General features: G+C 57.8%; 27 protein-coding genes. 6 read left to right on the top strand and 21 right to left on the bottom strand.

Annotated features, from left to right (window positions below):
• Positions 1-97: 97 nt before the first annotated feature.
• The 4 genes from yfcG to LRS40_RS13885 are packed head-to-tail and all read left to right on the top strand — an operon-like array spanning position 98 to position 2,622.
• Positions 98-727 (top strand): GSH-dependent disulfide bond oxidoreductase, encoded by a 630-nt coding sequence (yfcG, locus tag LRS40_RS13900; protein ID WP_231311834.1) that lies wholly within the window; start codon positions 98-100, stop codon positions 725-727.
• 51 nt (positions 728-778) lie between these two features.
• Positions 779-1,141, top strand: coding sequence for a dihydroneopterin triphosphate 2'-epimerase (gene folX, locus LRS40_RS13895; RefSeq protein WP_142486563.1), 363 nt, complete (start codon positions 779-781; stop codon positions 1,139-1,141).
• A 20-nt stretch (positions 1,142-1,161) separates the two neighbouring features.
• On the top strand, positions 1,162-2,055 hold the full coding sequence (locus LRS40_RS13890) for a TIGR01777 family oxidoreductase (RefSeq protein WP_231311833.1): 894 nt from the start codon (positions 1,162-1,164) through the stop codon (positions 2,053-2,055).
• A gap of 57 nt (positions 2,056-2,112) precedes the next feature.
• Positions 2,113-2,622, top strand: a complete 510-nt coding sequence (locus LRS40_RS13885; RefSeq protein ID WP_231311832.1) for a GNAT family N-acetyltransferase — start codon at positions 2,113-2,115, stop codon at positions 2,620-2,622.
• A 74-nt stretch (positions 2,623-2,696) separates the two neighbouring features.
• Here LRS40_RS13885 and hisP read toward each other — a convergent pair whose 3' ends face one another.
• The 15 genes from hisP to pdxB all read right to left on the bottom strand — a co-directional run bounded on the left by hisP (position 2,697) and on the right by pdxB (position 16,783).
• Positions 2,697-3,470 carry a histidine ABC transporter ATP-binding protein HisP gene (gene hisP / locus LRS40_RS13880; protein ID WP_106994731.1) on the bottom strand — a complete coding sequence of 258 codons (774 nt, stop codon included), beginning with the start codon at positions 3,468-3,470 and terminating at the stop codon, positions 2,697-2,699.
• Between the two features lie 8 nt (positions 3,471-3,478).
• Positions 3,479-4,195 (bottom strand): ABC transporter permease, encoded by a 717-nt coding sequence (locus tag LRS40_RS13875; protein WP_032612827.1) that lies wholly within the window; start codon positions 4,193-4,195, stop codon positions 3,479-3,481.
• Complete coding sequence (locus LRS40_RS13870; protein ID WP_142486566.1) at positions 4,192-4,878, bottom strand: histidine ABC transporter permease HisQ; 687 nt, start codon at positions 4,876-4,878, stop codon at positions 4,192-4,194. Before LRS40_RS13870 ends, LRS40_RS13875 begins: the two co-directional genes overlap by 4 nt.
• Before the next feature lie 88 nt (positions 4,879-4,966).
• On the bottom strand, positions 4,967-5,749 hold the full coding sequence (hisJ, locus tag LRS40_RS13865) for a histidine ABC transporter substrate-binding protein HisJ (protein ID WP_142486567.1): 783 nt from the start codon (positions 5,747-5,749) through the stop codon (positions 4,967-4,969).
• A 242-nt stretch (positions 5,750-5,991) separates the two neighbouring features.
• Entirely contained in the window at positions 5,992-6,774 is a 783-nt protein-coding gene (gene argT, locus LRS40_RS13860; protein WP_142486568.1) for a lysine/arginine/ornithine ABC transporter substrate-binding protein ArgT, read from the bottom strand.
• 297 nt (positions 6,775-7,071) lie between these two features.
• Complete coding sequence (locus tag LRS40_RS13855) at positions 7,072-7,641, bottom strand: UbiX family flavin prenyltransferase (protein WP_142486569.1); 570 nt, start codon at positions 7,639-7,641, stop codon at positions 7,072-7,074.
• A gap of 89 nt (positions 7,642-7,730) precedes the next feature.
• A complete protein-coding gene (gene purF / locus LRS40_RS13850; protein ID WP_142486570.1) occupies positions 7,731-9,248 on the bottom strand; it encodes an amidophosphoribosyltransferase in 1,518 nt (505 codons plus the stop codon).
• Between the two features lie 33 nt (positions 9,249-9,281).
• Positions 9,282-9,770, bottom strand: coding sequence for a colicin V production protein (gene cvpA / locus LRS40_RS13845; protein ID WP_032612840.1), 489 nt, complete (start codon positions 9,768-9,770; stop codon positions 9,282-9,284).
• A 220-nt stretch (positions 9,771-9,990) separates the two neighbouring features.
• Positions 9,991-10,692: a cell division protein DedD gene (gene dedD / locus LRS40_RS13840; RefSeq protein ID WP_142486571.1), complete on the bottom strand. Its 702-nt coding sequence runs from the start codon at positions 10,690-10,692 to the stop codon at positions 9,991-9,993.
• On the bottom strand, positions 10,682-11,950 hold the full coding sequence (gene folC / locus LRS40_RS13835; RefSeq protein ID WP_231311831.1) for a bifunctional tetrahydrofolate synthase/dihydrofolate synthase: 1,269 nt from the start codon (positions 11,948-11,950) through the stop codon (positions 10,682-10,684). Before folC ends, dedD begins: the two co-directional genes overlap by 11 nt.
• A 68-nt stretch (positions 11,951-12,018) precedes the next feature.
• Entirely contained in the window at positions 12,019-12,924 is a 906-nt protein-coding gene (gene accD / locus LRS40_RS13830) for an acetyl-CoA carboxylase, carboxyltransferase subunit beta (RefSeq protein ID WP_231311830.1), read from the bottom strand.
• A 142-nt stretch (positions 12,925-13,066) separates the two neighbouring features.
• The gene (locus LRS40_RS13825; protein WP_231311829.1) at positions 13,067-13,726 is read right to left on the bottom strand and encodes a DedA family protein; all 660 of its coding nucleotides are present in this window, start codon (positions 13,724-13,726) and stop codon (positions 13,067-13,069) included.
• Between the two features lie 27 nt (positions 13,727-13,753).
• A complete protein-coding gene (gene truA / locus LRS40_RS13820; RefSeq protein ID WP_142486573.1) occupies positions 13,754-14,566 on the bottom strand; it encodes a tRNA pseudouridine(38-40) synthase TruA in 813 nt (270 codons plus the stop codon).
• Positions 14,566-15,579, bottom strand: a complete 1,014-nt coding sequence (locus tag LRS40_RS13815) for an aspartate-semialdehyde dehydrogenase (protein WP_231311828.1) — start codon at positions 15,577-15,579, stop codon at positions 14,566-14,568. Before LRS40_RS13815 ends, truA begins: the two co-directional genes overlap by 1 nt.
• 67 nt (positions 15,580-15,646) lie before the next feature.
• A complete protein-coding gene (gene pdxB / locus LRS40_RS13810) occupies positions 15,647-16,783 on the bottom strand; it encodes a 4-phosphoerythronate dehydrogenase PdxB (RefSeq protein ID WP_142486575.1) in 1,137 nt (378 codons plus the stop codon).
• Positions 16,784-16,896: 113 nt separating this feature from the next.
• Here pdxB and flk point away from each other — a divergent pair, with 113 nt between their 5' ends.
• The gene (gene flk, locus LRS40_RS13805; protein ID WP_231311827.1) at positions 16,897-17,901 is read left to right on the top strand and encodes a flagella biosynthesis regulator Flk; all 1,005 of its coding nucleotides are present in this window, start codon (positions 16,897-16,899) and stop codon (positions 17,899-17,901) included.
• Between the two features lie 90 nt (positions 17,902-17,991).
• Here the strand turns inward: flk and LRS40_RS13800 are convergent, their stop codons facing one another.
• Both LRS40_RS13800 and fabB read right to left on the bottom strand, forming a co-directional pair.
• Positions 17,992-19,170, bottom strand: a complete 1,179-nt coding sequence (locus tag LRS40_RS13800) for an MFS transporter (RefSeq protein WP_231311826.1) — start codon at positions 19,168-19,170, stop codon at positions 17,992-17,994.
• Positions 19,171-19,236: 66 nt separating this feature from the next.
• Positions 19,237-20,454: a beta-ketoacyl-ACP synthase I gene (gene fabB / locus LRS40_RS13795; protein ID WP_142486578.1), complete on the bottom strand. Its 1,218-nt coding sequence runs from the start codon at positions 20,452-20,454 to the stop codon at positions 19,237-19,239.
• 158 nt (positions 20,455-20,612) lie between these two features.
• On the opposite strand from fabB, the gene mnmC reads away from it, so the two are divergent.
• On the top strand, positions 20,613-22,616 hold the full coding sequence (mnmC, locus tag LRS40_RS13790; RefSeq protein ID WP_231311825.1) for a bifunctional tRNA (5-methylaminomethyl-2-thiouridine)(34)-methyltransferase MnmD/FAD-dependent 5-carboxymethylaminomethyl-2-thiouridine(34) oxidoreductase MnmC: 2,004 nt from the start codon (positions 20,613-20,615) through the stop codon (positions 22,614-22,616).
• 91 nt (positions 22,617-22,707) lie between these two features.
• On the opposite strand, the gene LRS40_RS13785 is transcribed toward mnmC, so the two are convergent.
• Genes LRS40_RS13785 through mepA form a run of 4 tightly spaced genes read right to left on the bottom strand, consistent with a single transcriptional unit; the run spans position 22,708 to position 25,178 of the window.
• A complete protein-coding gene (locus LRS40_RS13785; protein WP_142486580.1) occupies positions 22,708-22,989 on the bottom strand; it encodes a YfcL family protein in 282 nt (93 codons plus the stop codon).
• 13 nt (positions 22,990-23,002) lie between these two features.
• Positions 23,003-23,548 (bottom strand): elongation factor P hydroxylase, encoded by a 546-nt coding sequence (locus tag LRS40_RS13780; RefSeq protein WP_142486581.1) that lies wholly within the window; start codon positions 23,546-23,548, stop codon positions 23,003-23,005.
• Positions 23,548-24,357 carry a sulfite exporter TauE/SafE family protein gene (locus tag LRS40_RS13775; protein ID WP_231311824.1) on the bottom strand — a complete coding sequence of 270 codons (810 nt, stop codon included), beginning with the start codon at positions 24,355-24,357 and terminating at the stop codon, positions 23,548-23,550. The genes LRS40_RS13780 and LRS40_RS13775 overlap by 1 nt, the downstream gene beginning before the upstream one ends.
• Positions 24,357-25,178: a penicillin-insensitive murein endopeptidase gene (mepA, locus tag LRS40_RS13770; RefSeq protein ID WP_142486583.1), complete on the bottom strand. Its 822-nt coding sequence runs from the start codon at positions 25,176-25,178 to the stop codon at positions 24,357-24,359. The genes LRS40_RS13775 and mepA overlap by 1 nt, the downstream gene beginning before the upstream one ends.
• Position 25,179 lies beyond the last annotated feature (1 nt).

The following is a 25,179-nucleotide window of genomic DNA, read 5'->3' as shown; positions in this document are numbered from 1 at the left end:
CCTCCGGCCCCGGCTGTCACTTGATGAAAACTCACGATTTATCATCACCACCTATACTCGATCCTATGCCGCGATAATCGTTATGACAGGAGTTGCGATGATTGACCTTTACTACGCCCCTACCCCCAACGGGCATAAGATCACGCTTTTTCTGGAGGAGGCCCAGCTGGATTACCGCATCCTGCCGGTGGATATCAGCAAAGGCGAACAGTTTCGCCCTGAGTTTCTCGCCATTTCTCCCAACAATAAAATCCCGGCTATCGTCGATCATGAGCCGGACGATGGCGGTGCGCCGCTGAGCATGTTTGAGTCCGGCGAGATCCTGCTCTATCTGGCGGAAAAAAGCGGCAAGCTGCTGAGCGGCGAATTACGGGAACGCCACATCACCCTGCAGTGGCTCTTCTGGCAGGTGGGCGGACTGGGGCCGATGATCGGCCAGAACACCCATTTTAACCACTTTGCGCCGCAGCCGATCCCCTACGCCATCGAACGCTTCCAGGTCGAGACGCAGCGGCTCTATAACGTGCTGAACAAGCGGCTGGAAAAATCGCCGTGGCTGGGTGGCGATCACTACAGCATTGCGGATATCGCCTGCTGGCCGTGGGTCAATACTCATGAAAACCATCGCGTCGACCTGGCGTCGTGGCCCGCAGTAAACAACTGGTTTGAGCGCATTCGTACCCGTCCGGCAACCGAGCGCGCCATGCAAAAAGCGCAGCAGCTATAAACGGTTTCCTCATGTATTATGGTGGCGATAATGACACGGAGGAAGCCTGCAATGTCCCAGCAAGACGCGATTATTCGTATTAAAAATTTACGCCTGCGCACCTATATCGGCATCAAAGAGGAGGAGCGCGCTAACCGTCAGGATATCGTGGTTAATGTGGTGATCCACTACCCGGCCGATAAGGCGCGGGACAGTGAGGATATCAATGACGCCCTGAACTATCGCACCGTCACCAAAAGCATCATTCAACATGTCGAGAGTAACCGCTTCTCTTTGCTGGAAAAATTAACTCAGGATGTGCTGGATATCGCACGCGAACATCACTGGGTCACCTATGCTGAAGTAGAGATCGATAAACTTCACGCGCTGCGCTATGCCGACTCCGTCTCAATGACGTTAAGCTGGCAACGCTAAGCGCAACCCCCGGAGGTTGTATGAAGATCCTGGTAACCGGCGGTACCGGCCTGATTGGCCGGCATCTGATCCCCCGCTTGCAGACGCTGGGCCATGAGCTGACGGTGGTGACGCGCAGTCCCGAGAAAGCGCGTCAGACACTCGGCTCCGGCATCGATATCTGGAAAGGGCTCACCGAGCATCAGGATCTCAACGGCTTTGATGCCGTTATCAATCTGGCGGGGGAACCCATCGCCGATAAACGCTGGACGGAAGAACATAAGCAGCGGCTGTGCAACAGCCGCTGGACTATCACCCAGCGGCTGGTGGATATGTGCAAAGCCAGCGACAATCCGCCGTCGGTGTTTATCTCCGGTTCAGCATCGGGCTATTACGGCGATTTAGGCGAAGTGGTGGTCACCGAAGAGGAGCCGCCGCACAACGAATTTACCCATAAGCTGTGCGCCCGCTGGGAACAGATTGCCTGCGGAGCGCAGAGCGATCGGACCCGCGTTTGCCTGCTGCGCACCGGCGTGGTGCTGGCGCCGAAAGGCGGGATTCTGGGGAAGATGCTGCCGGTGTTTAAGCTGGGTCTCGGCGGGCCGGTCGGCAATGGCCGTCAGTATCTGGCGTGGATCCATATCGACGATATGGTGAATGGCATTATCTGGCTGCTGGATAACGACCTGCGGGGCCCGTTCAACATGGTCTCTCCCTACCCGGTTCGCAACGAACAGTTCGCCCATGCCCTGGGGCATGCGGTGCATCGCCCCGCCGTGGTTCGCGCTCCGGCCACCGCAATTCGCCTGCTGATGGGAGAGTCCGCCGTGCTGGTGCTGGGCGGCCAGCGCGCGCTGCCGAAGCGTCTGGAGGCGGCCGGGTTTGCCTTCCGGTGGTACGATTTAGAAGAAGCCCTGGGAGATGTGGTAGGTTAAATCTGCCCGGTCGGCTGTGTTAAATTACTATGCCCGATCCCCGTTTAAGGCGTTACGATGGCCACAATCACCACTTCCAGGCTGACGCTCTCCCCTTTTGAGCCCTCCGACTGGCCCTTCTTTCTGCGGCTTCGCGAATCGCCCGAGATCATGCGCTATATGGCCGCTATCGCCCCGGAAAAAGAGACCCGACGCCTGTTTGCCGCCCGCCTGACGACCCCGCATACCTTTGTGATCCGCACCCACGATGATGACACCCCGCTGGGGGATATTGGGTTGCAAATCAGCGCTCAGTATCCTGAAGAGGCCGATATTGGATACACGGTGATCCCTGCCGCGCAGGGCCGGGGGATTGCCAGCGAGGCGCTGTATGCCGTGTGTGAATATGCCTTTATCCGGATGGGAATAAAGGCGGTTAATGCCTATGTGCTGGCGGATAACGGCGGTTCGGTGCGGGTATTAGAAAAAGCGGGCTTTGTGCGCACCCAGGTGCTGGAACAGGCGTATGAGATTAACGGCGTGCGGTATGACGACTGGGTGTACCGGCTGGAGTTGGGTGCGGCCTGAATGCCGGGCAGCACTGCGTTTGCCCGGCCTACAAAACCCGTAGGCCCGGAAAGCGTCGTGCCGCCGGGCAAAAACTACTTTAACGACCCTTTCAGGAACTGCTGCAGGCGCGGGCTCTTCGGATTCGCCAGCACCTCATCCGGGTGGCCCTGCTCTTCGATTACCCCCTGATGCAGGAAAATCACGTGGTTGGAGACGTTACGGGCGAAGCCCATCTCGTGGGTGACCACCACCATCGTTTTCCCCTCTTCGGCCAGCTGCTGCATGATGCGCAGTACTTCACCCACCAGCTCGGGATCGAGCGCGGAGGTCGGTTCGTCGAACAGCAGCACTTCCGGCTCCATCGCCAGCGCACGGGCGATGGAGACGCGCTGCTGCTGGCCGCCGGAGAGATGCACCGGATATTTAATCTGCTGACGCGCGTCGATACCCACCTTCGCCAGGTATTTCTCCGCACGGGCGCGGGCTTCCTGCTTGCTTAAGCCCAGAACCTGCACCGGGGCTTCCATCACGTTCTCCAGCACCGTCATGTGGCTCCAGAGGTTGAAGTGCTGGAACACCATCGTCAGACGGGTACGCAACATCCGCAGCTGGTGCTTATCCGCCACCTTGAGCTGTCCGTCTTTGTCCTGCACCAGATTGATGTTCTCGCCGCTGACCACAATCTTGCCGGCACTCGGTTTTTCGAGGAAGTTAATGCAGCGCAGGAAGGTACTTTTACCCGACCCTGACGAGCCGATAATACTGATCACATCGCCTGCATTTGCCTGCAGCGACACCCCTTTCAGCACTTCATGTTCGCCGTAGCGTTTGTGCAAATCGATAACGTTTAATTTGTTCTCAGCCATCTTAATTCTCAGTGCGTCGAAGAAGGTTTTATGTGCTGCAACCAGCGTTTTTCCGCTTTACGGAACAGGCTAATCAGGACGTAAGAAATGATTAAATAGAGCACCGCCGCGATCCCGAAGGCGGTAAACGGCTGGTAGGTTGCCGAGTTGATGTCGCGGGCAATCTTCAGCAGATCCGGCACGGTGGCGGTAAAGGCCAGCGCGGTGGAGTGCAGCATTAAAATCACTTCGTTGCTGTAGGCAGGCAGCGCAATGCGCAGCGCCGACGGCAGAATAATGCAGCGGTAGAGCTTCACGGAGGAGAAGCCATAGGCCCGCGCCGCCTCAATCTCGCCATAGGGAACGGAACGGATCGCCCCCGCGAAAATCTCGGTGGTATAGGCGCAGGTGTTCAGCGTCAACGCCAGGACGGTACAGTTCAGCCCGCTGCGGAAGAAGGCGTTCAGCATCTCGGTGCCTTTCACGATCTCCAGGGTGTACATCCCGGAGTAGAAGACCAGCAGCTGCACATAGAGCGGCGTACCGCGGAAAATATAGGTAAACAGCCAGATGGGAAAGCGAATGTATTTGTTGTTCGACACGCGGCCAATGGCAAGAAATATCGCCAGAATGCCGCCCATCACCACGGATGCAATCAACAGCCAGAGGGTGATCGCCACACCGGTAAAACGGTATCCGTCGGTCCACAGCAGCGATTTCCAGTATTCCTGAATAATCTCGATCACAGGTCAGCCCTCTTCACACCCACGGAGTAGCGACGCTCGAGCAGCAGCAGCACACCATTGGAGACGGTGGTAAACACCAGATAAATGACCCCGCACACGATGGCGAAGTAGAACGGTTCCCAGGTGCTTTTGCCCGCCAGCTGCGTGGCTTTCACCACATCTTCCAGTCCCAATAACGAGACCAGCGCCGTCGCTTTGAGGATAACCTGCCAGTTGTTGCCGATGCCCGGCAGCGCAAAGCGCATCATGGCCGGAAACATAATACGGCGGAATGTTTGAGAGGAGGTAAAACCGAATGCCGTGGCCGCTTCGATATGCCCTTTCGGCACCGCGAGATAGGCTCCGCGGAAGGTTTCCGTAAAGTAGGCACCGTAGATAAAGCCCAGGGTAATGATACCGGCCACCATAGGATCGATATCAATCTGCGCCATACCGATGGCATCCGTGACGCCATTCAGCGCGATTTGCAGACCGTAGAAAATCAGCAACATCAGCACCAGGTCAGGCACACCACGGATCAGGGTGGTATAGCCTTCAAACAGCAGAACCATTGCCCGATTGGTCGACAGCTTCGCGCCCGCGCCCGCCAGGCCTATTAACACCGCCAGCACCACCGAACTGAGAGCCAGTTCAAGGGTGACGAGTGCGCCTTGTAAAATTACGCCAGAAAATCCGTACAGCATACCGCCTGCCCTGTCGTGTCGTGAGTGGTGACGCCGTGTCTTTTCCCCTCCCGTAGCGGGAGGGGCCGCACGTTATTCAGTGGGGTGTTCAGCCACCGTAGACATCAAAGTCGAAGTATTTCTTCGCCATTTTTTCGTAAGTACCGTCCGCGCGCATCTCGGCAAAGGCTTTGTTCAGCGCTTCGCGCAGTTCGTTGTCCTCTTTACGCAGCCCCATACCGGTGCCCACGCCGAAGAGTTTCTCGTCCTTAATGGATGGACCGCCGAACTTGTAATCTTTACCTACCGGCTGCTTCAGGAAGCCTTCGCTGGCTGCGACTTCGTCCTGGAAAGCGGCATCGATACGGCCTGCGGTCAGGTCAGCGTAGATATTCTCCTGACCCTGATAAGAGACGATTTCGATCCCCTTCGGTGCCCAGTGCTCGTTACCGAAGGTCTCCTGGGTGGTGCCCTGCAGCACGCCTACGCGTTTGCCTTTCAGTGACTCCAGGGTCGGCTGGATATCAGAGGATTTTGCTACCACCAGACGGGAATCCGCTGCATAAAGTTTGTCGGTGAAGGCAATCTCCTGCTGGCGTTTTTCGGTGATAGAGAGTGAAGACATAATAGCGTCGATTTTTTTTGCTTTCAGCGAAGGGATCAGCGCATCCAGAGGGTTTTCAACGAAGGTACACTCTGTTTTGATACGTTTGCACAGTTCTTTTGCCAAATCGATATCAAATCCTACCAGTTCACCCTGTGCATTCTTCGATTCGAAGGGGGCATAAGTCGGGTCAGTACCAATACGTACTTTTTGCGGAATTGCTGCGAATGCCGCAGTAGCGCTGGAAAATGCCAGAGCCAGGGAAAGTGACAACACCAGTTTTTTCATATCTATCCTCAACAGACTGTCTTCTTACGGGATTTTAACGCCGACGGGGGTTGCCTTTAATGTGCCATTAATCGCCGCGGCAAGGCAAAAGATTATGCCCGGCTGACGCGAAAAAGTGCATTATCAGTGCTTAACTATTCACTTTATAACCAACGCGGCGCAGGATTTGCACCATCGTGGTTCGCAAAGGCAATCAGCGCACCATAACGGTGAACCATTATGGTGCGCACCGTCAGTTAGAGTTAGTCGCCGTAGACATTGAAGTCGAAATATTTCTTCGCCAGTTTGTCGTAGGTGCCGTCTTTACGCAGTTCGGTAAAGGCTTTATCAAAGGCCGCTTTCAGCTCGGCGTCGTCCTTGCGCAGGCCAATCCCGGTACCGTCGCCAAAGTATTTTTTGTCTTTAACCGACGGGCCCGCAAAGGCAAACTCTTTCCCTGCCGGCTGTTTCAGGAAGCCTTCGCTTGCCGCAACTTCATCCTGGAAAGCTGCATCCAGGCGCCCTGCCGCCAGATCGGAATAGATCAGATCCTGGTTCTGGTAAGCCACGACATCGACGCCCTTCTCGCGCCAGTTGGCATTGGCAAAGCCTTCCTGCGTGGAGCCCTGCAGGACGCCAACGTGTTTGCCTTTCAGCGAATCAATAGTGGGCTGGACAGGCGAGCCTTTCGCCGCAATCAGGCGCGAGTCTGCTGCGTACAGCTTCTCAGAGAAGGCGATCTCCTGCTGGCGTTTCTCAGTGATGGAGAGCGAAGAGATAATCGCATCGATTTTCTTGGCTTTCAGCGATGGGATCAGCGCATCAAAGTCGCTGCCCACCCAGGTGCATTTCACGGACATGCGTTTGCACATCTCATTCCCCAGGTCGATATCAAACCCGACAAAGTCGCCCTTCGCATCTTTCGATGAGAATGGCGCATAGGTCGCGTCAGTACCGATACGTACGGTCTGTGGGAGCGCTGCATAGCTGCTTGCCGCTGCGCTTAATCCCACCAGCAAAGACAGAGCCAGAACCGTCTTCTTCATACATTACCCTCAAGTGTCGTGATTTTATTTTGTAATAGATGATGTTGTGTGTTGTTGCAGGCGATCCCTTGCAGGTCTTGTGCCAGATTGCGTATGGCGCAAAATTACGGCGTTAAATATGTTAACGAAAGGTTGCAAGATTGCCTTAATGGTGAAAGATAGCAGGTCTGCCAAACGAACCGCAGTGGGAAGAATGGAAAAAAGGAATTAAATGTTGAGGATATGATCGCGGTTGCAGAATTGCCCTGAAACAGGGCACGTTGCGCTGACCTGCTTCAGGGCAGGACACCTTTCCCGTCAGACGCCCTGCCAGCGGGCGAAGAGATCGTCCGGCAGTTCAATGTCGAACTGGTCAATAACCCGGTTTACGGTTTGATTAATGACATCGTCCAGGCTTTGCGGACGGTGGTAAAACGCCGGGACCGGCGGCATGATCACCGCGCCCAGCTCAGCAGCCTGAGTCATCAGGCGCAGGTGACCCAGATGAAGCGGAGTTTCGCGCACGCAGAGCACCAGCGGGCGGCGCTCTTTTAGCACCACGTCGGCGGCGCGGGTCACCAGGGTATCGGTATAGCTGTTAACAATGCCGGAGAGGGTTTTAATGGAACAGGGCAGGATCACCATACCCGAAGTCTTAAACGACCCGGAGGAGATGCTGGCGGCGATATCGCGGGCATCATGCACCACGTCGGCCAGGGCCTGAACGTCGCGCAGGGAATAATCAGTTTCGAGAGAGAGAGTCTGACGCGCGGCCTGGCTCATCACCAGATGGGTTTCAACGTCAGCGACGTCGCGTAATACCTGCAGCAAACGGACACCGTAAATCGCGCCGCTGGCCCCTGAGATCCCTACTATCAATCGTTTCATGATTATCGCCCTTGCTGTAACAGGGCAGACTGTGCAGGATTTTGGCGGGAGTTGCAAGCGAGGGCAGATGCCCTCGCCTGTGAAAAGGATTAACCTTCGTTGTGCATCTCTAAGCTTTCGAGATCGTTCGCCATCTGCACGGCTTTCGCATCGTCGTTACGCAGAGAGTCGAGGTAGTCCAGATACTTCTGGTCCACATCTTTGGTGACGTAGATACCGTTGAACACCGAGCACTCGAACTGCTGGATATCCGGGTTCTCTGCGCGCACCGCGTCGATCAGATCGTTCAGATCCTGGAAAATCAGGCCATCGGCGCCGATGATCTGGCGGATCTCATCCACTTCACGACCGTGAGCGATCAGCTCGTTGGCGGTCGGCATGTCGATACCGTAGACGTTCGGGAAGCGAATTTCCGGTGCTGCAGAGGCCAGATAGACCTTCTTCGCACCCGCTTCACGGGCCATCTCGATAATCTGCTCAGAGGTGGTGCCACGCACGATGGAGTCATCCACCAGCAGCACGTTCTTATCGCGGAACTCAGCGCGGTTGGCGTTCAGCTTGCGGCGCACCGATTTACGGCGCAGCTGCTGGCCTGGCATGATAAAGGTGCGGCCAACATAGCGGTTCTTCACGAAGCCCTGGCGATAGGGTTTACCCAGGATGCGCGCCATCTCCAGCGCGATATCGCAGGAGGTTTCCGGGATCGGGATGACCACATCGATATCCAGATCTTCCCACTCGCGGGCAATCTTCTCGCCGAGCTTGGTGCCCATATTCACACGGGCGCTGTAGACGGAGATCTTGTCGATGAAGGAGTCCGGACGGGCAAAGTAGACGTACTCGAACAGGCACGGGTTGCTGACCGGGTTTTCCGCACACTGACGGGTAAACAGCTGGCCTTTTTCGGTGATGTAAACCGCTTCGCCCGGAGCAACGTCACGCAGGAACTCAAAACCCAGGGTGTCCAGGGCCACGCTTTCGGAGGCCACCATATATTCGGTGCGGCCATCGCCAATATCGCGTTTACCCAGCACCAGCGGGCGAATCCCGTTCGGATCGCGGAACGCGACCATACCGTGGCCGATAATCATCGCGACGCAGGCATAGGCCCCACGAATCAGACGGTTAGTGGCCGCCACGGCAGCAAAAATGTTGTCAGCTTCCAGCGGATAGTGACGGAAGTTATCCAGTTCGCTGGCAAAGATGTTAAGCAGAATTTCAGAGTCAGAAGTGGTGTTAATGTGGCGACGCTTCTCTTCAAACAGCTTTTTACGTAACTCGTGGGCGTTGGTCAGGTTGCCGTTGTGGGCAAGCGTGATGCCATACGGGGAGTTAACGTAGAAAGGCTGCGCTTCAGAGGCGCTGGAACTGCCTGCGGTAGGGTAACGAACGTGACCAATACCCATGTTACCCTGCAGACGCTGCATATGGCGGGCTTCAAACACATCGTTTACCAGGCCGTTAGCCTTACGTAAACGGAAGCAGTTGTGTGCATCAATGGTGATGATACCCGCAGCATCCTGCCCACGGTGCTGAAGCACCGATAATGCGTCATAAATAGACTGGTTTACCGGCATGAAACCGGCGATACCGACAATACCGCACATTCGTCATTTCCTCGTTAAGCCACATCTCAGGGTTTATGCCCTGGGCAAAAAACTCGACGAGCTTTGCAGATAGTCAAAGAACCATCTGATGATGAAGCTGAACTGCGGGATCAGCTGCGATTTCTGCCAGTCTTCACTTTTTGAGAACCCGGTAAAGGTATCAAGGAAGAACAGTATCGCGGCGACAATCAACACCCCGCGCAATGCACCGAAGCAGATCCCAAGCACCCTGTCCGTTCCCGACAAACCGGTTTTTTCAACCAGCTGGCCTATCACGTAGTTAACAATGGCGCCGACAATCAGCGTCGCGATAAACAGCACCGCGATGGCGATTCCGTTTCGAACCAGTTCATCTTCAAAGCCCGTGAACCAGACAGACAGGTAAGTGTAGTAATGACTGGCAACAAAGAAGGCACAGCCCCAGGTTACCAGCGATAACGCTTCACGAACAAAGCCACGGATCAGGCTAACCAGACAGGAAAAACCTATCACCGCAATGATGGCGTAATCAATCCAGACCATATACGTCCCACGATTAAACGCCCTGTCATCCAGTTCGGGGCGAATTCTAACAGAAAAAGAAAACGTTTGCGTAGGGATTTCCTTCCCGCGCGTAAATAAAAAAGGCGCTGAAAAAATAATCAACGCCCCTGGCCGTTACGTCTCTTCGGACGCCTGCCTCGCCCTCCCCCGGCCTTCTCCTTTCAGGAAAAACGTCGGTAGGAGGAGAATAATACGTACATTAATTCACGCTGTAGTTCATCACTACGCCGCTCAGGCCGGAGAGCTGATTCAGCTCCCCAAGCGACCCCTTCAGCTTATCTTTTGATGCATCCGGGCCCACGAGAATACGGGTGATTTTACCCTGTACCGGCGTCGAAGGCGAAGTGTAAACGCGATACCCCGCGCCACGGAGTTTGGCCACCACTTCGTTGACCTTATCGGCATTTTTCAACGCACCAAGCTGCACAACGTAGGCTTTACCGGTCGGGGCCGGCTTCTCTTCTGCAGCCGGTTTGGCCGGCGGGGTTTCCGTAGCCGCCGCCAGCTGCTGGCTGGTGTTGTCGCGCTGCGGTTTCGGCTGCGGTTTCTCAACCGGTTTCGGTTTTTGCACCGGTTTCGGCGCATACTGCTCGACCGGGGCTGGATCCAGCTCGTTGTTATTTCCGGCCGCCAGACGCGACGGATCTAAAGATGGCGCCGCGGCATCGCCAGCCCGCACCTCTTCAGCCGCCCCTTCAGGCGGTTGAGCAGGTAATGCCTGGGTCGCAGCCGGCAGCATGTCCGGCTCATCCCGGTCGCCGGGTTTAGGCACCAGCGGGATCGCCGCAAACTCATCCTGGTAATGCTTTTTCTGTCCATCAAGCAGCCCGGGGAGAATAATCACCCCCAGCGCTACCAGCACAATGGTGCCTGCTAAACGGTTCTGAAACTTACTTGCCACCGGTTCTCCCCGCATCCATTACGTCCATGACATGTGCCACCGTGTGGAAGGATCCACACACCAGCACGGTATCTTCTGGTCTGGCGTCCGCCATCGCCTCGCGCCATGCCTGCTCCACGCTGGCAAAGGTCTGGCCCTGGCCGAGGTGTTCCATCAGCTGTTCAGCCGTTGCCCCGCGCGGGCCTTCCAGAGGTGCACAATACCAGCTATCGACCACAGTCTCCATGCAGGCCAGCGTGCCGCCGATATCTTTATCATGAAGCATACCGATTACCGCCAGCACGCGCCCGGTTTTTGGCAATGATTTGAGACGTCCGGCGAGGTAAGCCGCGGCATGGGGGTTATGCGCCACATCCAGAATCAGACGCGGTGATTCGCTGACAATCTGGAAACGCCCGGCGAGGATCGCCTGCTGAATGCCGTCACGAATGGCCTGCTCGTTCACGGCCAGACCGCTGGCGCGCAGGGCGGCCAGCGCCGTCGCGGCGTTCGGCTGCGGCACCTGCGGCAGCGGCAGGTTTTCCAGCGCGCCTTTGGCATCTTCAAAGCGCCAGCCGCTCTGGGTCACGCTGTAGCGCCAGTCGACATCGCGACGCTGCAACAGCGCCCCTTTCTCCTGCGCCACGTCAGCGATGGTATGCGGCATCTCCGGCTCACCGACAATCGCCGGTTTACCCGCGCGGAAAATACCGGCTTTTTCACGGCCGATGCTTTCGCGATCGGGCCCCAGCCAGTCGGTATGATCCAGCGCGATGCTGGTCACCACGGCGACATCCGGATCCACAATGTTGGTGGCGTCCAGACGCCCGCCTAAGCCGACTTCAAGGATCACCACGTCCAGCTGCGCCTGCTTGAACAACCACAGCGCCGACAGGGTGCCATATTCGAAATAGGTCAGCGAAATGTCGCCGCGCGCGGCTTCGATCTCTGCGAACGAGGCAGTATGTGCTGATTCGGCTAACTCTGCGTTCTGCACCCGCACGCGCTCGGTGTAGCGCACCAGATGCGGCGAGCTGTAGACACCCACCTTGTAGCCCGCCGCCATCAGCATGGACTCCAGCGTGCGGCAGGTGGTGCCTTTGCCGTTAGTACCCGCCACGGTGAAGACAAAGGGGGCCGGTTTCAGAACGTCAAGGCGCGCCGCGACCTGGCTGACGCGCTCAAGTCCCATGTCGATGGCTTTACTGTGCAGGCTTTCCAGATAAGAAAGCCACGCGGCCAGAGGCGACGTGGCTTGGGGAAGAGTGATATTTTCCATGTTGCGCGCTTTTCAGTTACGGTTAGAAAGCAAAAGGGCAGCGCCATTGGCCCTGCCCTTTTCAGTTATCAGGCCTCGGGTTCCTGATCCGGTACTACCACGCCTTCGCGCGGTTCATCCGGGCTCGGCGACGGCAGGTTCATCAGCTTCGCCAGGATGCTTGCCAGCTTCAGGCGCATCTCCGGACGGCGAACGATCATGTCGATAGCGCCTTTCTCAATAAGGAACTCACTGCGCTGGAAGCCCGGCGGCAGTTTCTCACGTACCGTTTGTTCGATAACGCGCGGGCCGGCAAAGCCGATCAGCGCTTTCGGTTCAGCGATGTTCAGATCGCCCAGCATCGCGAAGCTCGCCGATACGCCGCCCATGGTCGGGTCGGTCAGTACGGAGATGTACGGCAGACCGCGTTCCTGCATTTTCGCCAGCGCTGCGGAGGTTTTTGCCATCTGCATCAGCGACATCAGCGCTTCCTGCATACGGGCACCGCCGGAGGCGGAGAAGCAGATCAGCGGACAGTTGTCTTCCAGCGCCTGCTCAACCGCACGCACGAAGCGCGCGCCAACCACGGAACCCATTGAGCCGCCCATAAAGGAGAACTCAAATGCCGCTGCGACAACCGGCATCGCGTGCAGGGTGCCTTTCATCACCACCAGAGCGTCTTTCTCGCCGGTCTCTTTCTGCGCAGAGGCCAGACGGTCTTTGTATTTCTTGGAGTCGCGGAACTTCAGCACATCTTTCGGCTCAAGCTCGCTGCCCAGTTCAACCAGAGAACCTTCATCCAGCAGGCTATGCAGGCGGTTACGCGCCGACATACGCATGTGGTGATCGCACTTAGGACAAACTTCCAGATTACGCTCCAGCTCGGCGCGGTACAGAACCTGACCACAGCTGTCACATTTGGTCCATACCCCTTCAGGAATACTCGCTTTGCGGGTTGGGGTGATATTGCTTTTAATTCGTTCAATCCAGCTCATTGATAACCTTTCTGCCTGAACCAGGTTTGCTGTAAGGGGCGCATAATGCCATTTTTGCCCCCGACAGACCATGAATGTTGCACATTAAAACATAACAGCCCGAAACTTTGGATAAAAAAGTGGTCGAACCGCAGTCGTGCTTTTATTTTGCTTGTTTTGCCGCCGTGCGCCGGTGACGAATAATTTCGATCACGCCCGGCAGGATGGAGACCACAATAATCCCTACGATCAGTAGCTTGAGGTTTTCCTGAATCATAGGAATGGTACCGAAGAAATATCCCGCGTAGGTAAAGCTGAGCACCCATAACAGCGCGCCCGTCACGTTATAGAGTGCGAAATGACGGTACGACATGTGTCCCATTCCCGCAACAAAGGGGGCAAAGGTTCTGACGATCGGCACGAAACGCGCGAGGATAATGGTTTTACCGCCGTGTTTCTCATAAAACGCATGGGTTTTATCGAGATAGCTGCGACGGAAAATCTTCGAGTCCGGATTACTGAATAACCGCTCGCCAAACAGCCGCCCTATAGTGTAGTTCACCGCATCGCCAAGGATCGCGGCGATGAGCATCAGAACCACCATCAGGTGAACGTTGATGTCGTTGGTTTCCAGGGAGGCCAGCGCCCCCGCCACGAACAGCAGCGAATCGCCCGGTAAGAACGGGGTCACCACCAGTCCGGTTTCACAAAACAGGATCAGGAACAGAATGGCATACACCCAGACGCCATAATCAGCGACCAGCTCTGCCAGGTGAACATCAATATGCAGAATGAAATCAATCAGAAAGCGAATAAAATCCATATTGTCTAAACCTTTATTGCACGGCTATCAGTCCGCTAAAAACAGCGGGCCCATTGGCGGTTTCGGAAGGTCAAAACGATCCGGGTAATCGACCGAGACCAGATACAGCCCTTCCGCTTTCGCCGTTGCTGCTGCCAGGGTTCTGTCCTTCGCTGCCAGCAACTCTGCAATCCAGCTCTCCGGCTGGTGTCCGGCGCCCACTTCCATCAGGCTGCCAACAATATTCCGCACCATATGATGTACAAAGGCGTTGGCCTTGATATCCACCACCACATACGCGCCATACCGGCTGACGTTAATGTGCATCACGTTGCGCCACGGGGTGCGCGACTGGCACTGCACCGCACGAAACGAGGTAAAGTCGTTTTCGCCAATCAGCGCCTGCGCTGCGCGATGCATGCGCCCGGCATCCAGCGGCTCGTAGAAATGCGTTACGCCCTGGCCTAACACCGCCGGCCGCAGACGCTGGTTATAGATGATGTAACGGTACCGGCGCGCGGTGGCACTGAAGCGGGCGTGAAAATCGTCCGGCACAGTTTTGACCCAACGCACTGCGATGTCACCAGGCAAATTCGCATTTACTCCCAGCGTCCAGGCCGCGTCTTTACGCACCGCGGTGGTTTCAAAATGAACCACCTGCCCCGTACCATGGACTCCGGCGTCGGTACGCCCCGCGCACAGGACATTTATGGGCTCATTCGCCACCTGAGAGAGCGCTTTCTCCAGTTTCTCCTGGACGCTGCGCACCTCGTTCTGACGCTGCCAGCCATAATATTTACTGCCATCGTACTCAATCCCGAGAGCAATTTTATGGACCGGCTTTTGTTCCACTTCTGACATCAGTACAGATACTCCTGCACCAGTTTCTCGGCAATTTTCACCGCCATCAGCGCACCGCCGAAACGAACGTTATCGGCCACCGACCAGAACTGGATCTGCTCCGGCATACCGTAATCGTTGCGAACGCAGCCGATGGAGAGGCGGGCGTTGCCCGTTGCGTCGCCCACCTGGGTCGGAAACTCGCTCTCTTCGGACAGTTCGATATCTTCACCGCGGGCAAAGGCGTCGCGCGCCTCTTCCGCCGCCAGCGGGCGCATCGCTTCGAAGCTCACCATCTGGGCATGGCCGTAAAACACCGGCGACTGCACGCAGTTGGCGGAGATCATCAGCCCTTCATCCTGTAGGATCTTGCGTACCTGATCGACGATACGGCGCTCTTCACGAACGCTGCCTTCGCGATCCGGCAATAGTGGCAGCATGTTGAAGGCCAGCTGACGACCAAAGAAGTCCTCTTCGTCTACCGGAATACCGTTCAGCAACTTCGCGCTCTGCCCGGCCAGCGCATCCACCGCTTTTTTACCGTGAGCGGAGGCCGACAGCAGGCTGGTGACGGTGATACGGGATAAGCCGCCATCATCGATCAGCGGTTTCAGGGCGGTCAGCAGCTGGCTGGTCAGGCTGTCCGGGACGGCGACAACGTTACGGTTGCGGTAGTCGGCCAGCACGAACGGGTTGACGTCCGGCACCACCAGCGGCACGTCCGGCTCAAGGGCGAACAGGCCGCTGGAGTCAATCACCAGACAGCCCGCATTGGTGGCGTCTTCAATATAGGTTGCGGAAGCTTCAGCACCGGCGACGAAAAAGGCCAGCTGCGCCTGGGTCCAGTCAAATTCAGCCGCATCCTGAACGCGAACCGATTTGCCCTCATAACGCAGATGCTCACCTGCGCTCTCATTACGCGCCAGGGCAAAGATCTCCCCCACCGGGAACTGACGCTCGGCAAGGGTTTCGAGCAGGGCTTCGCCCACGGCGCCCGTTGCGCCCAGTATGGCAATGTTCCAGCCTTCAGACATGGTGGTTTACTCCAGAAATAAAAAAGCGTCCCCGGCGGGTTATCCGCCAGGGAGCATTAAGAAGACATTAACGAACCGGATGATGAGTGGCGTTGAAACCCAGCTTATGCAACAGTGATGCCGCCGCTGCGTCATCACACATCACATACAGGGAAGACCATTCGCGGCGCTCCACATAGTGCTTGCGCAGCTTGTCGAACTCACCCGGCATACCCGCTACTTTTCGCAGCAGCGCGTCATCGCGGCGCACATCATACACTAAATGCACCAGCCTTTTCAGCGTTGCCTGATCCAGCGGGCCATGCAGGGTAATGCGGCCAAATTCCGGCGTCGGCAGTAGGGTATCCAGCGCCACCTGCTGCGATTTGCCAATAAAGGCGCTGTAAGCCTCAAACACCTGGGTGGTGCCGCGCGCTTTGCCTTCCAGGGTGTAGCCGGCGATGTGCGCGGTGCCAATATCCACTTTATTCAGCAGGGCCACGTTGAGATCCGGCTCCGGCTCCCAGACGTCCAGCACCACGCTGAGATCCTGACCGGCGTCCAGACGCTTCAGCAGCGCGGCGTTGTCCACCACCGGGCCACGACAGGCGTTGATCAGGATAGTGCCCGGCTTCAGGCGGCTCATCAGCGCCTCATCGGCCAGATGCAGGGATTTATACGGCCCGTCTTTAAACAGCGGAGTATGGAAGGTGAGGACGTCACATTCCGCCACCAGCTCGTCCAGGCTGCGGAAATCGCCCTCATCGCCACGATCGGCACGCGGGGGATCGCACAGCAGCGTGCGGATACCTAACGCCTCGAGGCGCTTTTGCAGGCGACTACCGACGTTACCCACTCCGACAATACCGACAGTGCGATCGGCCAGGCTAAACCCGTCACGCTCGGCCAGCATCAGCAGGGAAGAGAAAACATACTCCACGACGGCGATGGCGTTACAGCCCGGCGCGGCGGAAAAACCGATCCCCGCCTGCTTCAGCCACGCGTCATCCACATGATCGGTTCCCGCGGTTGCCGTACCGACAAACTTCACCGCTTTACCAGACAACAGCGCCTCATTCACTTTGGTCACTGAGCGCACCATCAGCGCGTCGGCATCATCCAGCTCAGCGAGCGGGATCGGGCGTCCGGGAACGGCCTTAACCTCACCCAGGCGGCTGAACAGCTCGCGGGCGTAAGGCATATTTTCATCAACGAGGATTTTCACGTCTGAGTACCTGTTTGAGAGGAAGTTAACCGGTCAAGTGTGCCATAATCTGGCCGCCAGGCATATACGTAACCTGGTTTACGCAGAGTAACGACCTTAAGGATTTTTTGACGATGCAGCCCATTTCAGGTACGCCGCCGCAACCTCCGGGTGACGGCCCGCGTCCGTCTCATGTCGCAGGCGAACAGCCCCTCTCCACACAGCAGCGCACCGTACTGGAACGCCTGATCACCCGGCTGATTGCCCTGACGTCGCAGCAAAATGCGGAAGTGTGGGCTGGGGTCAAACACGATCTGGGCCTGAAGGGCGATGCGCCCATGCTGTCGCGTCACTTTCCTGCTGCAGAGCAAAACCTGAACCAGCGCCTGAATACCGCGCAGCAAAACCACACCACCCGACAGATGGTCTCGCAGCTGACGGAGCTGTTAAGCCAGGGGAATAACCGTCAGGCGACCAGCGATTTTATTCGTCAGCAGTACGGTCAGACGGCACTTAGCCAACTGACGCCCGAGCAGCTTAAGACGGTGCTGACGCTGCTGCAAAATAACCAGCTCGCCATTCCGCAGCCGCAACAGCGTCCGGCCACTGAGCGCCCGCTGCTGCCTGCTGAACACAATACGCTCAAGCAGATGGTGACCAAGCTGGCCGCCGCCACGGGTGAGCCGACCAAACTGATCTGGCAGTCGATGCTGGAGTTGTCCGGTGTAAAAGCGGGAGAGTTGATCCCGGCCAGACAGTTTACCCATCTTGCCACCTGGCTACAGGCACGCCAGACCCTGAGCAGCCAGAGCGCGCCAACCCTGCACACCCTGCAGGCAGCGCTGAAACAGCCGCTGGAGCCGCAGGAGTGGAACAGCATTCAGGATTATGCCCACCAGAACTGGCAGGCGACGCCGCAGACGGTGCTGACCACCGCGCAGGTTCAGGATCTGCTTAATGCGATCTTTACCCGCCGCACCGAGCGTGAAGCTGGCGTAATTGAAGTGCGCAATATCCAGCCGATCTACAGCCCGCTGTTTGCCCCGGTGGTGGAAACCTTCAGAACACTCTCTGCCCGTCCGGGACAGATGTTAATTGCGTTAATCATTGCGCTGGCGATTTTCTGGTTGGTCGTCTGATATTTTGCCCGGTGGCGCTACGCTTACCGGGCCTACAAAAACACAACCTGTAGGCCGGGTAAGGCGTAGCCGCCACCCGGCAACAAACCGCTAAGATTTACGAAACGCCACCAGCGTCACCACTATTCCCACCACCGCAGAAACCGCCCCCGCCAGAAAGACCGACGGATAGCCGAACGAAGTGGCTACCAGCCCTGCCAGCGGCGCGGTGACCCCGTATGAGATATCCTGAAACGCGGCATAACCGCCCAGCGCCGTGCCGCGTACCTGCGGGGCAACGCGTTTAACAACCTCGACACCGAGTGCCGGGAAGATCAGCGAACAGCCGCAGCCGGTCAGGGCTGCGCCCAGCAGGGCTACCGGCTCGTCTGGAGCCTGCCAGAGCAGCACAAGGCCAAGGGTTTCAATCACCAGCGAGGCCACCGCCACCTTCACGCCACCATAACGATCCGGCATCCAGCCGAACAGCACCCGCATCAGAACAAACGCGCCGCCAAAGGCGGTAAGCGTAAACCCTGCCATCGCCCAGCCGCGGCTCATAAAGTAGAGCGAGACGAAGGTACCAATCACCGCAAAGCCGACACCCTGCAGGGCAAGGCCCAGACCCGGTTGCCAGATTTGCCCCACAACGCTCCACAGGGAAGGTCGTTCGCCTTTATGGGCCGGAACTTTACGCACCGTGCCGTTAAACGCCCATGCCAGCAGCGGCAGAGCCATGGTGGTAGCGGCCAGTGCCGCAAAGCCAAACTGGCTGTTAATCAACAGACCCAGCGGTGCGCCAGCGGCCAGCGCCCCATAGATGGCCATCCCGTTCCAGGACATCACTTTGCCGGAACGTGCGGGCCCTACCAGCCCCATCCCCCAGGTCAGGGTGCCGGTCAGCAGCTGACTTTCACCAAAACCAAGGATTAAGCGTCCCACCACCAGCAGCGCGAATTTCCAGGCAGCATCCACCGGCAGCAGCGTGGCCAGTAGCCATGCGCCGCCCGCCAGCCCGCAGGCAAACATACCCTGCAGCGCCGAGCGTTTGGCACCATGCTGATCCGCCAGCCGTCCGGCGTAGCCGCGGGTTAACACCGTGGCTAAGAACTGAATACCCACGGCGATACCCACCATGGTATTGCCATAGCCCAGCTCCTGGTGAACAAACAGCGGGATCACCGGCAGCGGCAGGCCAACGGTCATATAGGTCAGGAATACCGCAAAGGCGATACGAAACAGCGAGACGTTTCCGGAGGAGGCGTTTTTATCTGATGTAACGGCCGTCATGCATAACTCCATGTTCAGGCATAAAAAAAGGGAGCCACAGGCTCCCTCTTACTATACATCAAACGCTTATGCTTTCAGCTTACGCATGACCAGCGTGGCGTTGGTGCCGCCGAAACCGAAGCTGTTGGACATCACGGTATTCAGCTCGCGCTCGGTTGTCGCGGTAACGATGTTCAGGCCAGCAGCCTGCTCGTCCAGCTCTTCCACGTTGATGCTTGGGGCGATGAAGCCGTGTTCCAGCATCAGCAGGGAGTAGATAGCTTCCTGCACGCCAGCCGCACCCAGAGAGTGACCGGTCATGGCTTTGGTCGCGGAGATGGCCGGGCTGTTGTCGCCAAACACTTCGCGGATAGCACCCAGCTCTTTCACGTCGCCTACCGGAGTAGAGGTGCCGTGGGAGTTCAGGTAGTCGATTGGGGTATCCAGGCCGTGCATCGCCATCTTCATGCAGCGCACTGCGCCTTCACCGGATGGAGCAACCATGTCTGCACCGTCGGAGGTTGCGCCGTAGCCCACGATCTCAGCATAGATGTGCGCGCCACGGGCCAGAGCGTGTTCCAGCTCTTCAACCACAACCATACCGCCGCCGCCGGCGATAACGAAGCCGTCGCGGCTTGCATCGTAAGTACGGGAGGCTTTTTCTGGCGTTTCGTTATATTTGGTGGACAGTGCGCCCATCGCGTCGAACTCACAGGCCATTTCCCAGCCCAGCTCTTCGCCGCCGCCAGCAAACACGATGTCCTGTTTGCCCAGCTGGATCTGCTCTACCGCGTTACCGATACAGTGTGCGGAGGTGGCACATGCGGAGCTGATGGAGTAGTTTACGCCGTGAATTTTGAACGGGGTGGCAAGGCAGGCGGATACCGCTGAGCCCATCGCTTTGGTCACCACGTATGGACCCACCGCTTTCAGGCCGCGCGGGCTACGCATAGCGTCAGCACCGAAGACCTGCGCTTTTGACGAACCGCCGGAGCCAGCAATCAGACCCACGCGTGGGTTGTTCTGATAAACATCTTCGCTCAGGCCAGCATCAGCAATGGCTTCCTGCATGGAGAGGTAAGCGTAGATAGAGGCATCGTTCATGAAACGGACCACTTTGCGATCGATCATGCCCGTGGTGTCCAGTTTGACATTACCCCAGACGTGGCTGCGCATGCCAGAATCTTTAAACTCTTCAGAGAAGGTGATCCCGGAGCGTCCTTCACGCAGAGATGCCAGGACTTCCTGCTGGTTATTACCGATGCTGGAAACGATGCCCAAGCCAGTAATCACTGCACGTTTCATTCAATACCTCTGTAAGTCGCACTATTTTAAGTTTCGAGTCGCACAATAGCGTACACTTGTACGCCGAACAAGTCCGATCAGCCAATTTCTGCGGAAATTTGCACCAACAGACGCACATCGTTAAGATCGCGGCACAGCCTGTCAGACGAGTAACTTACGTGAAACAAAACGCCATACAACCTGCCAACCTCGAATTCAACGCTGAGGGTACACCTGTTTCCCGAGATTTTGATGATGTCTACTTCTCTAATGATAACGGACTGGAAGAGACACGTTATGTTTTCCTCGATGGAAATCAGCTGAACGCCCGTTTCCCGGTACATCCCCGCGATCTGTTCGTGGTGGCGGAGAGCGGTTTTGGCACCGGCCTGAACTTTCTTACCCTCTGGCAGGCCTTCGATCGCTTCCGTGCGGCTCACCCTGACGCTACGCTGCAAAGGTTACATTTCATCAGTTTTGAGAAATTCCCGCTGGCCGCCGCCGACCTGCGTCTCGCCCATCAGCACTGGCCGGAATTAGCGCCCTGGGCAGAGCAGCTCCAGGCCCAGTGGCCGCTGCCCATCGCGGGCTGCCATCGCCTGCTGCTGGACGACGGGCGTGTCACCCTCGATATCTGGCTGGGTGATATCAACGAGCTGACTGACAAGCTGGATGACTCCCTCAATCAGCAGGTTGACGCCTGGTTCCTCGACGGCTTTGCCCCGGCCAAAAACCCGGATATGTGGAGCCCGGAGCTGTTTGCCGCAATGGCCCGCCTGGCCCGCCCCGGGGCTACGCTTGCCACCTTCACCTGCGCCGGATTTGTCCGTCGTGGCCTGCAGGAAGCTGGCTTCACCATGCAAAAAACCAAAGGCTTTGGCCGCAAGCGCGAAATGCTCGTCGGGGTGATGGAGCAGGATCGCCCCTCCCCTGCCCGCACGCCGTGGTTTGCCCGTACGGCCAGCGACGGACGGGAAACCGCCGTGGTGGGCGGCGGGATCGCCAGCGCCCTGCTGTCGCTGGCGCTGTTGCGCCGCGGCTGGCAGGTGACGCTCTACTGCGCCGACCTGGCCCCGGCGACGGGTGCCTCCGGCAATCGCCAGGGCGCGCTCTATCCCCTGCTGAGCGCGCACGATGCGGCACTCAGCCAGTTTTTCCCGACGGCATTTACCTTTGCCCGTCGTCTGTACGATGCCCTGCCGGTCGCGTTTGATCATGCCTGGTGCGGCGTCACCCAGCTTGGCTGGGACGAGAAGAGTCAGCACAAAATCAACCAGATGCTTGCCCTGGGCCTGCCCGAGCAGATCGCCGTTGCGGTCAACGCCCAACAGGTGGAAGAGAGTATCGGGGTGCCGACCGGCTGCGGCGGGATCCAGTACCCGCTCGGCGGCTGGCTGTGTCCGGCGCAGCTTACCGCGGCGGTGATTGCCGAGGCGCAAACGCTCGGCCTGCAGGTGCAGTACGGTCGCAAGGTGACGTCGCTTGAGCAGACCGACGCTCGCTGGACGCTGCACTTCGCCGGGGGCGAGCACGTGCAACACGGCAGCGTGGTGCTGGCCAACGGACATGGCATCAGCCAGTTCAGCCAGACCGCACAGCTGCCGGTTTATCCGGTAGGTGGTCAGGTGAGCCATATCCCGGCCGCCCCGCAGCTGAGCCAGCTGCGTCAGGTACTCTGCTACGACGGGTATCTGACGCCGCAAAATCCGACCAACGGCCACCATTGTATCGGTGCGAGCTATCACCGTGGACAGACGGAGCCGCAGTACAGCGACGAGGATCAGCAGCATAACCGCCAGCGGTTGATCGACTGTTTACCCCAGGCGACATGGGCACAAGAGGTAGACGTCAGCGCCGGAGAGGCGCGCAACGGTATTCGCTGCGCCACCCGCGATCACCTGCCGATGACCGGGGCGGTGCCGGACTATGACGCCACCCTGGCGGCGTATCAGGATTTAGCCCACAACAAGGACCGGGCAGTGAATGCCCCGGAATTCCGCAATCTGTTTATGCTGGGCGGACTGGGTTCACGCGGGCTCTGTACGGCACCGCTGACGGCGGAAATACTCGCCGCGCAGATGAGCCACGAGCCGATCCCGCTGGATGCGCATACGCTGGCGGCGCTGAATCCGAACCGGTTATGGGTAAGGAAGTTGTTGAAAGGGAAGATGGTGAAAGCGTAGGCCCGGTAAGCGTAGCGCCATCGGGCGTCTGGCAGAGGAGCCGTTTTCACGCCGGGCGGCGCATGCGCTTGCCCGGCCTACAGGCGCTAACTTATGACGTCAGGCTGGCTTTCTGAAACAAGGTTTCCCACATCCCCAGCACGAGCGACTGGTCGCGCGGAGAGAGCTCGCCCGCCAGAATGGCTTTTTCCAGGCTGCGGGACACTTCAGCGTGCACCGCCTGTGGTGAATGGTCATCACCGGCTTCCAGCTCGGCAACGGCCAGCGTCAGGTGTCCACGCAGATAACCGCTGGCGAACAGCTCATCGTCACTGGCGTGTTCTACCATGTCATCAATTAACGCCAGAATGCGTGATTCAAACTCTGCGATCATCTTCTTTCCTCTATTAAAGATCTTCCGGCCACGGGAAGCATTCCGCCGTGATCTCCGGCGTGTGGTAATAATTCTGTAAAGCCTTGATCAAGCGCGCCGGACGTTCCGGGATGCCGTTCTCAAGATAGTCCATCACCTGCGCGTGAACGCGGCGCTGGAAGACAATACGGTCTGGCTCGAAGTCCCCTTCGAGGTTGTCACAGCTGACGTTGAACGGAAATCCTGCCGCCACGCAGAACAGCCACTCCAGCGCCTGGGGTTTCACTTCCACATCTTCAAACTGCCCCTGGGTCGCTGCGTCTCGCCCGTCCGGGCAGTACCAGTAGCCAAAGTCCACCAGCTCGCGACGCGCTTTTCCGGCAATACACCAGTGCGATATTTCATGCAAACCGCTGGCATAAAATCCGTGTGCGAAAACGATCCGGTTGAACGGAAGCTCAGCATCTGCAGGAAGATAGATCGGTTCGTCGTCGCCTTTAATCAGACGGGTATTAAAATCATCGGCAAAACAGCCGTCGAAAATCGCGATCAGCTGTTCATATTTATGCGTACTGTTCATTAGTTCATCCCCAACCAGTGGAGGATCTCCTGTCCGTGGCTGTCATAAAGAAGTTTGGCACTCATGACGGCCGAGACAATGACAATCATCGGACGGATGAGCTGTTGCCCTTTGCTTAACACCAGGCGCGATCCTACCCGTGCGCCCAGGAACTGGCCGGCCATCATCACAAAGCCGGTTGCCCAGATCACCTTCCCGCCGATGATAAACAGCAGCAGGCCGCCCAGGTTAGAGGTGGCGTTCAGCACCTTGGCGTGGGCGGTGGATTTGGCGAGGTTAAACCCGGCCAGCGTCACAAAGGCCAGGGCATAGAACGACCCGGCGCCGGGACCGAAAAAGCCGTCATAGAAGCCGACGCAGCCGCCAGCGATCAGGGCAAACGGCAGACCGTGCAGGCGGCGCTGACGGTCCTCTTCCCCGAGCCTGGGCATCAGCAAAAAGTAGAGACCAATACAGATCACAAGGATCGGCAAAATCTGGCGCAGTATGTCGGACTGCACGTGCTGAACCAGCAGCGCGCCGGAGGTCGACCCGATAAAGGTCATCAGAATATTGAGCTTCTGATCGGCCAGGCTCACTACCTTGCGGCGGATAAAGTAGATCGACGCCGATAACGAACCACCGCAGGCCTGTAGCTTGTTAGTCGCCAGCGCCTGCGCCGGGCTCATCCCTGCCGCCAGCAGCGCCGGAACGGTCAGGAGCCCGCCGCCGCCGGCCAGAGCATCAATAAAACCGGCCAGCATGGCGATAAAAAACAGCGCCAGCAGCAGCAGCGGCGACACCATAAACAACTCAGTAAATTGGTCCATCACAGGGCATGTTCATCCAGTAGCGCCTGGCAGGAAGGCGGCAACGGAGGCGGTGTCTTCTTCTCAGGCTTGGGTCCAGGTTTTGCTGGCTCAAACCAGCTTTGTAATTCCGCGCCGCAGCCATCACCTGGCGGCGGTAACGGTTGATCTTCACACTCGAGGCTGTTTGCCGGACAGCGCAGACGCACGTGCATATGCGCGCGATGCTGGAACCACGGTCGCACTTTGCGCAGCCAGTCGCGGTCGGTGCCTGCATCCTGGCAGAGCTGCTGCTTGATGGCCGGGTTGACGAAGATGCGCGTGACGTCGTTATCTTCTGCCGCCAGTTTGATCATGCTGGAGACATCCTGTGACCAGAGGGACGGCACGACGTTTTTGCCGTCCCGCGCCACCAGATCCAGCGCCTGCGGTTTCATCAGCTGTGCTGAACTCCAGCGCGTTTTCGGCAGCTGGAGGAAGATATCGACATCCAGCCCGGTCTGATGGCTGGCGTGGCCGCCGTTGAAGCGACCGCCTGCTGGCATCCCCATATCGCCAATCAGCATCGTGCCCAGCCCCAGGTTATGCACCTGATTGCCCAGCCGCTGAATAAACAGCACCAGATCCGGATGGCCAAAATAGCGGCGCTGATCGGTACGCATCACCTGGTAGGTGCTGGACTGTTGCGGCAGCGCCTGGGCGCCGACGATGCAGCCATTGGAAAACGCACCAATCGACTGGGCGCTCCCCGCGACCGGGTGGGTGATTTTCTGCCACGGCGTTGCCGCCAGCGAGGCCCCGCTGGCAAGCAGCGCCAGCAGAGCAATTGCGGTTTTTTTCATG

Source organism: Leclercia sp. G3L (assembly GCF_021117075.1).
GTDB lineage: Bacteria > Pseudomonadota > Gammaproteobacteria > Enterobacterales > Enterobacteriaceae > Enterobacter > Enterobacter adecarboxylatus_C.
Note: the sequence above shows the minus strand (reverse complement) of the source record. Positions and strands in the feature narration are given on the sequence as shown.

Excerpts from the sequence above, each read along its gene's own strand:
- yfcG (WP_231311834.1), top strand. The coding sequence starts at position 98 with ATGATTGACCTTTACTACGCCCCTACCCCCAACGGGCATAAGATCACG.
- folX (WP_142486563.1), top strand. The coding sequence starts at position 779 with ATGTCCCAGCAAGACGCGATTATTCGTATTAAAAATTTACGCCTGCGC.
- LRS40_RS13890 (WP_231311833.1), top strand. The coding sequence starts at position 1,162 with ATGAAGATCCTGGTAACCGGCGGTACCGGCCTGATTGGCCGGCATCTG.
- LRS40_RS13885 (WP_231311832.1), top strand. The coding sequence starts at position 2,113 with ATGGCCACAATCACCACTTCCAGGCTGACGCTCTCCCCTTTTGAGCCC.
- hisP (WP_106994731.1), bottom strand. The coding sequence starts at position 3,470 with ATGGCTGAGAACAAATTAAACGTTATCGATTTGCACAAACGCTACGGC.
- LRS40_RS13870 (WP_142486566.1), bottom strand. The coding sequence starts at position 4,878 with ATGCTGTACGGATTTTCTGGCGTAATTTTACAAGGCGCACTCGTCACC.
- hisJ (WP_142486567.1), bottom strand. The coding sequence starts at position 5,749 with ATGAAAAAACTGGTGTTGTCACTTTCCCTGGCTCTGGCATTTTCCAGC.
- argT (WP_142486568.1), bottom strand. The coding sequence starts at position 6,774 with ATGAAGAAGACGGTTCTGGCTCTGTCTTTGCTGGTGGGATTAAGCGCA.
- LRS40_RS13855 (WP_142486569.1), bottom strand. The coding sequence starts at position 7,641 with ATGAAACGATTGATAGTAGGGATCTCAGGGGCCAGCGGCGCGATTTAC.
- purF (WP_142486570.1), bottom strand. The coding sequence starts at position 9,248 with ATGTGCGGTATTGTCGGTATCGCCGGTTTCATGCCGGTAAACCAGTCT.
- cvpA (WP_032612840.1), bottom strand. The coding sequence starts at position 9,770 with ATGGTCTGGATTGATTACGCCATCATTGCGGTGATAGGTTTTTCCTGT.
- folC (WP_231311831.1), bottom strand. The coding sequence starts at position 11,950 with ATGGAAAATATCACTCTTCCCCAAGCCACGTCGCCTCTGGCCGCGTGG.
- accD (WP_231311830.1), bottom strand. The coding sequence starts at position 12,924 with ATGAGCTGGATTGAACGAATTAAAAGCAATATCACCCCAACCCGCAAA.
- LRS40_RS13825 (WP_231311829.1), bottom strand. The coding sequence starts at position 13,726 with ATGGATTTTATTCGCTTTCTGATTGATTTCATTCTGCATATTGATGTT.
- truA (WP_142486573.1), bottom strand. The coding sequence starts at position 14,566 with ATGTCAGAAGTGGAACAAAAGCCGGTCCATAAAATTGCTCTCGGGATT.
- LRS40_RS13815 (WP_231311828.1), bottom strand. The coding sequence starts at position 15,579 with ATGTCTGAAGGCTGGAACATTGCCATACTGGGCGCAACGGGCGCCGTG.
- flk (WP_231311827.1), top strand. The coding sequence starts at position 16,897 with ATGCAGCCCATTTCAGGTACGCCGCCGCAACCTCCGGGTGACGGCCCG.
- LRS40_RS13800 (WP_231311826.1), bottom strand. The coding sequence starts at position 19,170 with ATGACGGCCGTTACATCAGATAAAAACGCCTCCTCCGGAAACGTCTCG.
- fabB (WP_142486578.1), bottom strand. The coding sequence starts at position 20,454 with ATGAAACGTGCAGTGATTACTGGCTTGGGCATCGTTTCCAGCATCGGT.
- LRS40_RS13785 (WP_142486580.1), bottom strand. The coding sequence starts at position 22,989 with ATGATCGCAGAGTTTGAATCACGCATTCTGGCGTTAATTGATGACATG.
- LRS40_RS13780 (WP_142486581.1), bottom strand. The coding sequence starts at position 23,548 with ATGAACAGTACGCATAAATATGAACAGCTGATCGCGATTTTCGACGGC.
- LRS40_RS13775 (WP_231311824.1), bottom strand. The coding sequence starts at position 24,357 with ATGGACCAATTTACTGAGTTGTTTATGGTGTCGCCGCTGCTGCTGCTG.
- mepA (WP_142486583.1), bottom strand. The coding sequence starts at position 25,178 with ATGAAAAAAACCGCAATTGCTCTGCTGGCGCTGCTTGCCAGCGGGGCC.